The sequence below is a fragment of the Colwellia sp. MB3u-45 genome, from assembly GCF_014077005.1.
GTDB lineage: Bacteria > Pseudomonadota > Gammaproteobacteria > Enterobacterales > Alteromonadaceae > Cognaticolwellia.
Genome location: NZ_JACGVC010000043.1, coordinates 47,147 through 60,119 on the forward strand (window position 1 = coordinate 47,147; position 12,973 = coordinate 60,119).

A 12,973-nucleotide genomic window follows, 5' to 3' on the forward strand; every position below is an offset into this window, starting at 1 on the left:
ACAGCATCCATAACTGACGGATTAACTTGATCTATTTCAAAGATGCCCACCCTCTTGGAAAAATTAATCATATTCCTAGAATTGTTGCAACCATGTATGCTTTGTCCATTTCGGTGCAAATTTTAGGAGCAAATATCTTTGATATACATTATATCTGGATTATTCCCTTGTGCCTTTTATGGCCACATCTTGCCCTGACAGCAACCAACCTGTCTGCAAATGGACGAAAACAGGAAGAGATAAACATGCATTTAGATGCTTTGTTTGCTTGCCTGATGATACTGGTTACGCCGATTTATTCCTTTACTTCAACGATGATCACATTATTGATTGCAAACGCGCTATTTGTTGGTGGCTTTCGTGCCATGTTAACTACGCTATTAGTGATGATCACAATTTTTGCTCTAGCTTTTGCTATCTTGCCTGAATTGCACTTTTTGGATGAAGAGTACAATACTATTATTTCCAGTAGTTTTTTCTTGCTTATTTACTTGTGCGCATTCGCTCTAACGGTTTTTCGCCTCACGCATCGATTAATTAAGCTCAATAAGAAAGTTAAAACACTCTCGGTAACCGACCCATTAACTGGCTGCTACAATCGATTATACTTGGATAACAATTTAGCCAAAGAACTACAGCGTGCTTATCGTTTTAAAAATCAAGTTACTGTGCTGTTTGCAGATTTAGACCATTTTAAAAAAATTAATGATCAACAAGGTCACAATACTGGCGACAGGGTACTAAAAAAATTCGTACAGATAGTTAATACATGTATTCGCCATGACGTTGACTGGATAGCCCGTTATGGTGGAGAAGAATTTGTTATTATCTTACCAAACACCGACGCAGAATCAGGTGCCATCACGGCCAATCGTATCCGAGAAGCCATCAGTCAATATAAATTTGTTTCAGACGAGAGCTATTTTCAAGTTAGTTGTAGTTTTGGTGTCTCAGAAACTTATCTCGATAATGATGAATTAAGCATAGAGCAACTGACTAATCAGGCTGATCAAGCGCTTTATAAGGCAAAAGATAAAGGTCGAAATCGCGTTGAAATATTTTCACCAAACGAAAATTTGAAAGGTTAATCGCTCGATACCTGTACATAAATGATCAAACGCTAAGTAACAAACTTTATTGCTTAATGATTTTAATAACAGCACAAGCGTGACTTCTTCTGACTAAGTTAACTTGATGCTTATCACCACTTAATTTTTTTATTATGGCTTGTTCTGTTTCAGTTCGCCAAAAAAAACACGGTCAGGCATGAGCTGTTTTATTCAATAAAAAAATTTCGCTTTTTCTTCAAACTAGCTCGCCTTAAGGTTAAAGCTCAACCGTATTGACTCCTAACGGTAATAACTTACAAGGGAAATAAAGTCTAAGCGCTATTAACGTCTAACAAGCCAACTGACGATTAGTTATTTCGTCCCCTCACACACTCACAAGGTGAACCAGTGGCTAAAAATCGTTCATCATAAAACACTTACTCACCTTGGCCTTAAGGCATTATGGCCTAAATACGCTGTTTAATGAGTTAACTGATATCTCAATATATCGACAATTTTTCGCTTACAACAATTTAGTCTGCAATTACTCTATAAAGCTTACCTATAACAGCGTAGGATGAGGTAACTTTAGATATAAATTAGGGCTGCACTTAACGTGCACTAACATAAAAAATTATGCAACTAACAGCAAAAGCATCACTGACTAACGCGTTACTTATTTCTATTTGCACACCGAATTTTAAAGGTGATGAAGCAACCGAGTCACTTGCAGAGCTTGCCCGCTTAGTCACTACGTTAGGCTTTAAAGTAGTAGGTACACAATCGCAAAAGCTGAGTTCTACCCAAAAAGTGAATGTACTCGGTTTAGGAAAACTGGCTGAAATAGCGCAACTCACCGGTAACAAGGGTGTGGTTGAAGGCTTAGAAGAGGATGAAAACTTAGAAGAAGATGCAGAATTCACCCTTAACCCTGTAAATGTTCCATCAGATAACCTGCCGTTTGCCTGCGCTGATGTGGTGGTATTTGATTGTGATTTAAGCCCATCTCAGCTGCGTAATGTCGAGAATCAGTTAGGCGTAGAGGTGTTTGACCGTACCGGCATTATTATTGAAATATTTAGTCGCCATGCTCGGACCAAAACAGCGAAATTACAAGTTGAAATTGCTCGGCTTAATTATGTTGCACCGCGCCTTCGTGAAACCTCAACGGGTGATAAAGAACGTCAAATGGGTAAAGGCGCTGGCGAAACTACACTAGAGCTAAACCGCCGTGCAGTTCGCGACCAATTAGCCGAACTCAAGCGTGAGTTAGTCAGTGTTCAAGACGAAATGAAAGGCCGACGTAGCCAACGTTCTGAGCTTTTTTGTGTCGCTTTAGTGGGTTATACCAATGCCGGCAAGTCATCCATGATGCGAGCCATTACCGGTAGTGATGTTGAAGGTGAAAACAAACTTTTTGCCACCCTTGACACCACAGTTCGTGCCTTATATCCCATCACTCAACCACGAATATTAGTCTCAGATACTGTCGGTTTTATTAAAAAATTACCACACGATTTAGTCGCCTCATTTCATTCCACTTTAGCAGAAGCCCATGATGCATCATTATTGCTCTATGTGGTTGATGCTGCCGATCCTTCATTTCGTGCGCAACTCGATGTCGTGCATGACGTATTAGAAGAAGTGGGTGTTGAAGACAGTAAAAAATTACTGGTACTCAACAAATCAGACCAACTCAGCATTGAGCAACAACAAGCGCTGATGGAAGAGTTCCCTGATGCAATGATGACTTCAACGCGTAATCCCGCTGATATCAGTAAATTGCATAAATATATTGTTGGCGTTGCACAGGACGAGATGATTGAAGACGAAGTTATTATTCCCTATACCGCTAAAGGTATCATAGGTGAAATTCGTTCAAATATGAGTGTTATTAAAGAAGAATATGAATACAGCCATATTAAGCTTACTGTACGTTCAAATGCGATTGATTTAGAAAGATTAAAAAAAAGCATGCTAGGTTTATCAACTGATGACTCATAAAACTTAAGCCATAAGTCATAAGTCATAAGTTATAAGTCATCAATGCTAGCGCATCAACGGCACAGTCATTAACTGTTCTCACGGGAACACATTAACCATGTGTTCCCGTTTTTGGTCTAATAATTAAAATAAAGCTCACGCCTGCTTTACCTTAGCTGACTTATCAGCATAAATGATTGAAATTTCAACTCCAAATATTAGTCACTTTACAGCCGTTATTACGCTGATTTTTTTCTGCGAATATAGAGTTTTCTATTGAGCTTAGCGACAATTTCGCCTTGCGCATCTTTTACATACACCGGAATTTCAGGCAGGTATTTCTCGCCTTGCGCCGTATGGGTCAAAATATCGGCAATCAAAGCATCGGTAATGACAAATTCTGCGGTTACTGTGCCCTTACCGGGTTTAATATAGTCGATGTCTGCTGACTTATCCCAAACGATATAATCTTTTCCCAATCGCGCCATTACCAATAACATGCAGAAGGGATCTGTCATTGCATATAACGAACCACCAAAATGTACACCAACCGCATTTTGGTTAAACATGTTTAATTTTAAACGCACTTTGGCTTGACGAAAATCCTCAGAAACATCAACAACACGAATGCCAGTAAATAGAAATGGTGGCCAGATATTTAGTAATAATTTCATTTGCCAAGCTTTTTTAAACATAGGTTTTCCTCAAAGGTGGAATAAAAACGTGAGTACTGATATAAACGCTAAGGTTTATATCCTCATACTCGTCAGACCAGCAAAGTATTATGACGTTTTAAGCCAATAAAACCAACAAAATAGACAATCATTTACAACTAGCCCTTTCAACCGAGCCCATAACCCCCTATAATTTTCACTATATTAAAAGCAGATGTAGAGACCAAAATTAATGCCTGAACAAAATGAAGAACTAAAAAGAGCTGGACTAAAAATTACTCTGCCACGCATTAAAATTTTGGCCATTTTACAAAACCCCAATAACCAGCACATCAGTGCTGAAGACGTATACAAACTTTTGCTTGAGCATAATGAAGAAATTGGTTTGGCGACAGTATATCGCGTATTAAACCAATTTGATGATGCAGGTATTGTCACTCGTCATCATTTTGAAGGTGGTAAATCAGTATTTGAACTAAGCCATAAGAAACACCATGATCACTTAGTGTGTTTGAATTGCGGTAAAGTGATTGAATTTGAAGACGATGTAATCGAACAGCGCCAAGAAGACGTGGCAAAATTTCATAAAGTAAAATTAACCAATCATAGTTTATACTTATATGGCGAATGTGAAGACGAAGTAGCGTGCGAGAAATATCGTAAAGCGCAGTCTTAAAGCGCAGATAAAATAATAAATAAAAAGCCCTAGTTATTAAGTTAACTAGGGCTTTTTATTTTCAAGAAGAGCTGTCTCTATATAGAATATTAACTCAAGTTATCGCACACTTAGTGAGGATAACCTGTCTTTAAACAGCTACCACCTAGGCTAACATCAAGCTAACGCAGCGCAGCTAAACGCTAATCAAACTCACCAACGCTCAATACTCCATTGCACCGCCATCAAGGCAATCAATAAAGAACCTAGCGGCATCACGCCTTTACTATAGAATTTTCTCTTGCGCAGTAAAATTAATACCGGTAATAAAATAGCTAATATGGCTAACTGACCGATTTCCACACCAAGATTAAAGGCTAATATACTCAGCAATTGTTGATCAGCGGGTAAACCTAACTCGCCTAATACACCAGCAAAGCCCATACCGTGTAACAAACCAAAAGCAAAGGTTAACCAAGCTAAACGTAGTACTAGAGGCCAAATATTATTCAGGGCAGCAAATAAAACTGATAAAGCAATGCCAAGTTCCACCCAACGACTACTTGGGCTTAACCAGCCTAAAGCGGTTGCGGTTAATGTCAGCGAATGGGCTAAGGTAAATGCGCTAATAATCCATACCGTATTGGTCAAAATAACGTTAACACTGGTAATAGCTTGCCACTGCTTGTTTTTACGTTCTAGTACCGCCGGCAACAATAGCGCTAACAAGAACAGAATATGATCAATGCCGATCCAAATATGAATAATGCCTTGATAGACAAACTGCTTAAAGGTGGTCTGCCAACTTCCCTCACGTAAATCTATCGCTATTTGTCTGGTGTTATCATCCAAGACAAAGCTGTGCATATTGCTGCCATCACCAATGTTTAGCACCATTTCATGGCTACTATCTAAAGCAAATATCGCACTATATTTTATATTTAATGCCCCACTGATAGCACATTGCCCTGAAAAGTCAGTAACAGCGAAGGCTTCGTTAGCATGATCCTGTAAACGCTCTACAAGGTCGAAACGTAGGTTACATGTAAGATTGTCACGGCTAAGTAATAAGTTTTCTGCTAAGTAACTGGCGATCTCAGCTTGGCGACTTTTTACTTCTCCCCAAGTTAACTCACCATTAGCATTGAGATCTAAACCCACCGCCAGTTCCAAATCAGCTAAACTCAATTGCCATTCGCCATTAATGCGACCCGTGTCGTCAATTTCGGCAATAATATAACTGGTGCTCAATTGATGAGCCGCCACGGTATTCGCTAATAATAACGACAGTCCGATTAAGGCTATTTTTAACCACTGGTGCATATTTAATCTCACTACTGTTACTGCTTATTGGCTATAAGCTTTCTGGCTTATGCCTGCGTTGAACTTTTAAGGTCGGCTTGTGCTGCCATTGCGCGTTTAAGTATGCGTTTATCTGGGCCTAATTTAGCTTGTTGCCAGTTGATTTTTGCCCAGTGCAGCGCTTTAATTGCATCAGGCGCAATATCTAAATAATAACGGGCAATGTCGGCGGCATGGGCTGTATCGTTACGCTGCAAGCGTATTTCAATGCGCTGGCTTAGTCGCTGTTGCCACACTTGCTTGTCTATATTACTGGCTGAGTTAACCGCTTGCTCTGCCAAGGCTAAACGCAGTAGTAATGCATCATCAAAACTGTCACTGGCCAGTACAATAGGCCCTAACTTATCTAATACAATGTTACCTTGTTGTTGCTCCAAATGAATATCAGCCCATAACGCCAAATAACTCACGGGCGCTTGTGCTAGAGGAAAATCTGACAAATGCTGAATTGCCTGCTCTAGTAACTGCTGACGTTGGGCAAGATCAGCCAAAATTTGTTTAAGCCACACATGCTGTTCACGTGGAATGTCGCCCGCCATATTAACCACGCGTTGTAATTGCTGATAACTTTGGGCAACTTGTCCTTGTTCAGCATTAACTTCAAGTACACAAGCTGTGCTTAGCAAAAGACTGCCCTGCCCCAACACTTGTAAGCAGGCTCGTTTAGCTGCCACTAAATCACCTTGAACCATGTGAATATTGGCTTTCATTAGCCAAGCGGCGACATGATCAGGCTGAAGCTGCAGTATTTCCAAAAGCAGTTGTTGTGCCTGATCAAACTCATGATAGTGCTGCAATACCGTAGCTGAATAAAATTGTAATTCTAAATCATTAGGAGTAGCTAAAAGTAAGGGCTTAAGTAATGCGCTGGCGCGGCCATAATAGCGACTGGCTAAACCTGGTTTGCTCGCGTCACTGATCAGTTGCGCGATAAACACTTTTGGTTGTTCTGCGGGTTGAGGCACCGTCCAACTGGCAACGATACTTTGGTCTGATTGGGGTACATAACTTGCTGAGTATGCCGGGTGTGCGATAGTAATAAAAATCAATATTAATAAGGCGCGGGTGTAACCTTGTAGGTAAATGAGTATGGCCATATTATTATCCATAAAAGGGCGCCTTCCATGGCGCAGTCAAACTTTATTTTACTGTGGAAGCAAGTCGTCGTATGCCGCTGGATCCTCAACATCTTGAGTAAACGTACGACCATTTACGGCCAAAGGTTTATCATTAGATTGCTGATTAAAAGCTGCACGACTCGTGCTGTTAAAAGATACTGTCAGCGTTTCAATAGTAATGTTAACTGTACCAGTAACCGCAGTATTTACGCCGTCAGTCACTGAAAAAGTAAAGCTGTCACTACCGGTTACTTCGTTATTTGGCTGGTAAGTAAATCCACCATTGCCGCTAACAGTAACCACACCTAACATTGCCTGTTGATCAAGGCTAAAGCTTAAAGCGTCGCCATCTGCATCAGCTGCACTTAACATATCGGTAATCGGCGTTTCTGTTTGAGTAATCAAATCCACCGTTATCGTAGTAGGTGCCGCATTGGCTGGCTCGCTTGGCGCTTCATAACCATCATTACAGCCTGCAAGTACCAGAGTGGTCGCTAAACTTAACGCTATCACCTTAAGTTTAGGTGCTGCGATAATATGCGACGCTATGTTGCGTTTATTATATTGCATTAAAGTGCTCCTTATTCAGAACCGGGTAACGGCATAGCTAAATATGGGAAGCTAGTACCTGTCATAGATGCATCGCTAGGTGCGCCATCAGTAAAGGCGGCATTTCCAACACTAGCATCTTCTGGTGCACAGAAACCTAAATTTGTCGGCACGCCATTCACTGGAATGTCATGACATAAAGCACCCATGACTACACGAAGTGCAATATCGACTACGTCATCACCTGGACGACGACCATTTGGAAAACCAGCTAAATCGTCTCCAGCTACGCCAAATGCAGATTGCTCGCTAGCTGGCTTGGCTGGAATAATTGTACTTAAGCGCAACATTTCAGAACCTGTAACGATTGATTGCTGGTTAACACCTTCAACACCGGTCAAAAATGCCGCGATTAAATCAGTACGAGGAAAGTTTGTTGGTGCCAGTGTTTCTAAATCAGCGCCAAGTCTAGTATTTACCGCATCTTTAAACAGAATATTCAGTAACTCAGGTAACGTTGGGTGTGTAACATAATCGATAAACTGGCCATCATTACTGGGATGCGAAGTTGAAAATTTATCTTTATCTGCTAAGCCGATAACCAACTCGTTTACTAACGGTGAACCCAAACGTGAAACCTGAGTCATTGCACCACCGTTCACTTCAGTGCTATCAAAACTGGCATTAGGATTCAAAATTCTTGCTTGCGGCAAACTTGCGCTTGTCCAACTACCAATAACACCATTACCTTCGCCAATTAAACAAGATTTTGGTACTTCAATAGCAATACTGGTGACGTTTTTATCAGCTAAATCATCATTCATTGATGACTGAGTAATACCGCCGGGGAAACCTTCTCCATCGCCATTACCACGAGCACTGTCACCTTCAACAGGAACAAAGTTGACTAAATCAAATACCTTACCCAAGTTGACAGTAAATGCATCTTTACGCTGACCCACGAACACTTTAGCCGGGGCATCACATCCAGGGATAGCTGCTGAGTAAACAAAGCTATCGGCGTAAGTTTTATATTCTGCGGCGCTGCCAAATGATTTAGTACCAATATAATCTAGTGGCTTGCGAAAATTTGTACCACCTGTGTCCATATTAGTAACATCGGCAGTAGTGCCTGTGCGCATCGGGCCTGAAGTCATTTTAACCGTGTACTTTTCAGAGAAATTAGCTGCCCCTTGATTATCCGCCGTGATCTTACCTACATTCTTAAGCGGTACACCAACAGATTTTTGTTCACCTTCTGGGCCTACCATCAAGGCAATACCAGCATTGTCATTGCCTAGCATCTGACTAAAATTAAAACTGAAAGTAATATCTTCAACGGCATCGCCATCGCTGTCGATATGGATATCATAAGTCGCAGCAGGATCCATTGCGAAATAGTTAGGTCCACCATAGGCATCTTGTAAAGGAATATAATTAGCAATTAGGGTGACGTATTCACCACGCCCTGCTTCGTAACTATTGAATGAATAAAAATCTGTTGAATCTATTGTCGGCATGCGCGTAACATTAGGTGCTTCACGATGACTTGATGCTGTAACAGCTTGAGACAAAGTTGCACTCATAATTACCGAGGCAATAAGCGTTAATTTATATTTTTTCATGACGTTTCCTTTTTAATTTTATGATTCTTAGTAGTACTTTTTTTAGAGTTCATATAGTTAAACGGTTGAGATTAAGTATTGGATGCAAAGAAAGTAATCTTTTTTTAAATTAATTATTTTTCCAAGCGATTAATCAGCTTAAACACGCTAATAGGTCATATTTACTTACCCTATTAAAAACGTGTCATAGCTTATACACGGATCTTATGTACCGCTCTTATATACCGCAGCATCTCTATGCCTTTATACTTTTGTGCTCCTTTATTGATTATGTTGTTCACCAACCTAGGCAACTTAATTAACTAACACAAGCTGATTTAAAGCTAGCCCACAATGACACTATATGCATTTGTGCTTTTATTGACTAGGTTAGCTTTTAACTTATGCAGCTGACACAACTTGTACCAGCTGGTTAAACTTATGCTGTAATCCCGCTCAATATTTTTTAATGATTGACGATTCATCCAACACACTAATAACAGACCGCCAATGGGTAAATTTATTTCAGGGTAATAACAAAAAAGTAAAAAAAAAGCGAAACTTGCGTTTCGCTTTTCACCTTATTTAGAACAAATCATGCGCTAGGTGTAAACTCATTAGCGCTTATTAATAAACTAAAGCGTAACCAATTTAGAGGTATATAGCACGGTAGTAGGTGAACCATTAGGCGAGCCACCTAGCGGCTCTAAACTCACCGCCAAAGCAGCAATTTCAATTTGATCAAACAACTGAGGTTTATTTAAGGTCAATTTACCGGTTTTAGGTAATAAGCCTAAAGAGATAGGTGCTCTGCCATCTGCTGGTACTATCCATAATTGATAATCCGCATTGGCCTGTGCTACTAAGGTCTTAGTCGCTTGAATATCAATAGTGTCTGTGCCGATTTCTAGTGCCCATAGCAGCTCAGTTTGTTCATTATTTACTAAAGCGAGTTGCTGAGCATCAGGTGCTGATATGGGTTCAACATTGACTAATAATACCGCTAGCACCAAGGCAGCCGCTGACGCTAATCCCGCGATGCTTTGCCAGATTTTTGGCTTGGCCTTGGTGAACGACACAATATTATTTTTTTCTGGTTCAGAAACAAACCCTAACTGCTGCTCGATACGCAGCCAAACTGACACGTCAGGTGTCACGGGTGGAATTTTTTCTCCTAAGCCATTTAGCTGCTGTTCCCAAGTGTGGGTTGCCTCGCTGATCGGTGGATATTGCATCATTAATTTTTGAAAGCGCTGACGAGCAGGCCCACGTAAGGTACCTAATACGTATTCTGCAGCTAGGGCATTTTTGAGGTTTTCAGATAAATAATTCATGAGGTTAAGCAACTTTGTAAACTTGTAAGACCACGTCTTATCCAACTTTTAACAGTGCCCAAAGGATTATTGAGGTGTTTAACCACCTCCTGATGGGAGCAGCCATTGAAGTAGGCCAAATAAATAGCCTGACGTTGTTGCAGATCAAGCTTTTGCAAGCATTTGTCTAGTAACAGTTCTTCTATGTCATGGCTTTTCTCGGGCGTATCTAGGTCAACGCTGTCTGTCTCAAGTAATTCATCTTCTTTTCTAATTTTGTTATAGCGCAAAATATCTAGCGCCCGATAACGCACTATGCTGATCATCCAAGTCAACACTGTGCCCTTGCCCACTCGGTATTCTGATGCGTTATGCCAAATACGCACATAAGCCTCTTGCAAAGCTTCTTCAGCTAATTCTTTACGCGCTAACATTTTCAAGCTAACCGCATAAAGCTGTTTACTGGTGGTTTGGTAAAGCGCTGAAAACGCCTTTTTATCGCCTTGAGCTATAGCGCCAAGTAAGGCTAGGTGCTGTTCATGTTCCATTATTTAGTGCTCTTTTTCTGAAGGAGTAATTTACTGACGAGCAAAGATACTATACTAATTAAGGATGATTTACCTACAACTCCATTTAGCTTCAAGCGATAAATTCCTTTTAAAACAGGCTAAAAACGCCCGATTGGAAAATAAATATTGCGATTAAATAGGGCTATTATTTGCCTAAATTTATGACACAACTGTTCAGTATTCAGCAGCAATATATTGCACAGAGTAACTCTTGATATTTGATTGAACATCAGTAAACAGCTTTAACAGAGCGCTTGGTGGGTAAGTGCTAGGTAGGTAGGTTCATCATAATAAATAGCTTATTAAATCTCACACACTCAAGAGTTTTATCGTTGCATAGAGCAGTGCTAAGCTGATAAAAATGAACACGATTGTGGCCAATTTAAATATAATTTTTGCTAGCCAATGTTTCATCCGGGCAAACCAACCTTTGGGCATATCGTCAATATTTGGCGTATTAACTAATAACCCTAATATCGCACTTAATAACAAGCTCCATGTGGCTAATAACAAACTCGGTACACCATAGCTATTTTGCTCAGCAATCGAGCCATTAAGAAATAAAATCACAATAAATACCAGACAGGCAACAAAGGCAAAATTTAATAACGGCTTGATAATAAACAAACGCTGCGCCAACTTTTTAACTGTCATACTTTATGCCTCTTTAACTTAGTTTTAATGTCAATTTAATTAAATTTCAATTAAATTTCACTTAACTTTCATGTCACTTTCATATTAGGTTCATGTGATTAGCCACACAGTCATAGCCTAGTGTGATTATCTCGACAGCTTAACGTTTTTGCCCGCAGACTCAAACCACTAGTTTTATTATTTACCATAATTATCAGCCCTTTTTCTGGACCTAAAGTAGCATTTTACAACTTGGTTTTATAAGCCATGCTGCTAAGCTGAAGTGATTTTATTGGCCTCTTAATTGTTAGCTTTGATTTTTGATTTTTTACTATGGAGGAAATTTAACATGACTAAGTATTTATCGATGTTTATCATCATTGCCATCAGCTTGTTAAGTGCTAGCAGCCTAGCTAAGCCAACGACATTAATTGGATTTGGCCTTAATCCTGGTGAGCTAAGCGCCAGTTATTTTCAAGGCGCTAAAGACAATACAAACCTTATTGTCTTGTTACACGGTTGTGCTCAACAAGGGCAAGTGCTCGCACAGCAAAGTGGCTTAATGGCTTTAGCAGACAAAAAACAATTTTCGCTACTTATTCCACAGCAAAGCCAAGACAATAATATTCAAGGCTGCTTCAATTGGTTTTCTTCACAAGATATAGAGCAAAACCAAGGTGAAAGCCTGTCAATAAAAAACATGATCACGAGCGTTAATGCTGAACATCATTTTAACAAAATTTATATTATAGGATTGTCAGCCGGTGGTGCGATGGCAAGTTCGATGTTAGTTAATTACCCACAGCTATTTACTGCTGGCGCCATTATTTCTGGCATCCCCTACCCTTGCGCCCATAATTTAACCACGGCTATTGCCTGTATGCGCAGCGGCCCCTCACAAGACCCTGAGCAATTAACCCAATTAGTGCATCAAATAAACAGCTCAACAAATCATTGGCCTAAGCTGTCAATTTGGACCGGCTCTCAAGACACAGTTGTTAACCCAAAAAATTCACAACAACTTGCTATCCATTGGGCCGAGTTAACTCAGTCGTCAAAACAGCCCATTATCTCAAAGCACCCGGGCTATAAAGTTAGCCAATGGCAAGGGCAGAACAAGCAAGTGAATGTCGAACTGATTGAGATTGAAAATATGGGCCATGGCATTGCGGTAGCGCCACAAAAAATTGATGGCGGCAGTGAAGCGCCGTTTGTCATTAACACCCCTATTAGCACCGTATTGTACTTACTCGAGGCTTGGGAGCTATAAATGCTTAGCTATTTCGCTAACACTAGGCTGTAGCAATAAATAAAATTATATTTAACAGCTTTAATTACAGTCACTTAAATACGAATACTGACGACATACTACTATAGTACAAATTGTCATCTGGAAAATTTACTATAAAGTTTTAAGCACACTAATGAAGAAATAAAAACCGCGCACATTAGCGATTAATTAGA

General features: G+C 40.0%; 12 protein-coding genes. 4 read left to right on the top strand and 8 right to left on the bottom strand.

Features of this window, described 5'->3' with window-relative positions; translation table 11 throughout:
• Window positions 1-26 precede the first annotated feature (26 nt).
• On the top strand, window positions 27-1,088 hold the full coding sequence (locus H4J41_RS04995) for a sensor domain-containing diguanylate cyclase (RefSeq protein WP_182136121.1): 1,062 nt from the start codon (window positions 27-29) through the stop codon (window positions 1,086-1,088).
• A gap of 597 nt (window positions 1,089-1,685) precedes the next feature.
• Window positions 1,686-3,053: a GTPase HflX gene (hflX, locus tag H4J41_RS05000; protein WP_182136122.1), complete on the top strand. Its 1,368-nt coding sequence runs from the start codon at window positions 1,686-1,688 to the stop codon at window positions 3,051-3,053.
• Window positions 3,054-3,271: 218 nt separating this feature from the next.
• Here hflX and H4J41_RS05005 read toward each other — a convergent pair whose 3' ends face one another.
• On the bottom strand, window positions 3,272-3,727 hold the full coding sequence (locus H4J41_RS05005) for a DUF4442 domain-containing protein (protein ID WP_182136123.1): 456 nt from the start codon (window positions 3,725-3,727) through the stop codon (window positions 3,272-3,274).
• A gap of 211 nt (window positions 3,728-3,938) precedes the next feature.
• On the opposite strand from H4J41_RS05005, the gene fur reads away from it, so the two are divergent.
• Window positions 3,939-4,382, top strand: coding sequence for a ferric iron uptake transcriptional regulator (gene fur, locus H4J41_RS05010; RefSeq protein ID WP_182136124.1), 444 nt, complete (start codon window positions 3,939-3,941; stop codon window positions 4,380-4,382).
• Window positions 4,383-4,574: 192 nt separating this feature from the next.
• Here the strand turns inward: fur and H4J41_RS05015 are convergent, their stop codons facing one another.
• The 7 genes from H4J41_RS05015 to H4J41_RS05045 form a co-directional block, all read right to left on the bottom strand.
• Window positions 4,575-5,684: a HupE/UreJ family protein gene (locus H4J41_RS05015; RefSeq protein WP_182136125.1), complete on the bottom strand. Its 1,110-nt coding sequence runs from the start codon at window positions 5,682-5,684 to the stop codon at window positions 4,575-4,577.
• Window positions 5,685-5,731: 47 nt separating this feature from the next.
• The gene (locus H4J41_RS05020; RefSeq protein ID WP_259364589.1) at window positions 5,732-6,832 is read right to left on the bottom strand and encodes a lipopolysaccharide assembly protein LapB; all 1,101 of its coding nucleotides are present in this window, start codon (window positions 6,830-6,832) and stop codon (window positions 5,732-5,734) included.
• Window positions 6,833-6,868: 36 nt separating this feature from the next.
• Window positions 6,869-7,411, bottom strand: a complete 543-nt coding sequence (locus H4J41_RS05025) for an Ig-like domain-containing protein (RefSeq protein WP_182136126.1) — start codon at window positions 7,409-7,411, stop codon at window positions 6,869-6,871.
• An 11-nt stretch (window positions 7,412-7,422) separates the two neighbouring features.
• A complete protein-coding gene (locus H4J41_RS05030; protein WP_182136127.1) occupies window positions 7,423-9,015 on the bottom strand; it encodes a DUF4331 domain-containing protein in 1,593 nt (530 codons plus the stop codon).
• 614 nt (window positions 9,016-9,629) lie between these two features.
• The gene (locus H4J41_RS05035) at window positions 9,630-10,328 is read right to left on the bottom strand and encodes an anti-sigma factor domain-containing protein (protein WP_182136128.1); all 699 of its coding nucleotides are present in this window, start codon (window positions 10,326-10,328) and stop codon (window positions 9,630-9,632) included.
• Entirely contained in the window at window positions 10,325-10,855 is a 531-nt protein-coding gene (locus tag H4J41_RS05040; protein ID WP_182136129.1) for a sigma-70 family RNA polymerase sigma factor, read from the bottom strand. Before H4J41_RS05040 ends, H4J41_RS05035 begins: the two co-directional genes overlap by 4 nt.
• Before the next feature lie 330 nt (window positions 10,856-11,185).
• Window positions 11,186-11,530, bottom strand: coding sequence for a hypothetical protein (locus tag H4J41_RS05045; protein WP_182136130.1), 345 nt, complete (start codon window positions 11,528-11,530; stop codon window positions 11,186-11,188).
• 328 nt (window positions 11,531-11,858) lie between these two features.
• On the opposite strand from H4J41_RS05045, the gene H4J41_RS05050 reads away from it, so the two are divergent.
• Complete coding sequence (locus H4J41_RS05050; RefSeq protein WP_182136131.1) at window positions 11,859-12,779, top strand: PHB depolymerase family esterase; 921 nt, start codon at window positions 11,859-11,861, stop codon at window positions 12,777-12,779.
• Window positions 12,780-12,973 lie beyond the last annotated feature (194 nt).

Coding starts and splice junctions, on each gene's coding strand:
- hflX (WP_182136122.1), top strand. CDS start 1,686: ATGCAACTAACAGCAAAAGCATCACTGACTAACGCGTTACTTATTTCT.
- H4J41_RS05005 (WP_182136123.1), bottom strand. CDS start 3,727: ATGTTTAAAAAAGCTTGGCAAATGAAATTATTACTAAATATCTGGCCA.
- fur (WP_182136124.1), top strand. CDS start 3,939: ATGCCTGAACAAAATGAAGAACTAAAAAGAGCTGGACTAAAAATTACT.
- H4J41_RS05015 (WP_182136125.1), bottom strand. CDS start 5,684: ATGCACCAGTGGTTAAAAATAGCCTTAATCGGACTGTCGTTATTATTA.
- H4J41_RS05020 (WP_259364589.1), bottom strand. CDS start 6,832: ATGGATAATAATATGGCCATACTCATTTACCTACAAGGTTACACCCGC.
- H4J41_RS05025 (WP_182136126.1), bottom strand. CDS start 7,411: ATGCAATATAATAAACGCAACATAGCGTCGCATATTATCGCAGCACCT.
- H4J41_RS05030 (WP_182136127.1), bottom strand. CDS start 9,015: ATGAAAAAATATAAATTAACGCTTATTGCCTCGGTAATTATGAGTGCA.
- H4J41_RS05035 (WP_182136128.1), bottom strand. CDS start 10,328: ATGAATTATTTATCTGAAAACCTCAAAAATGCCCTAGCTGCAGAATAC.
- H4J41_RS05040 (WP_182136129.1), bottom strand. CDS start 10,855: ATGGAACATGAACAGCACCTAGCCTTACTTGGCGCTATAGCTCAAGGC.
- H4J41_RS05045 (WP_182136130.1), bottom strand. CDS start 11,530: ATGACAGTTAAAAAGTTGGCGCAGCGTTTGTTTATTATCAAGCCGTTA.
- H4J41_RS05050 (WP_182136131.1), top strand. CDS start 11,859: ATGACTAAGTATTTATCGATGTTTATCATCATTGCCATCAGCTTGTTA.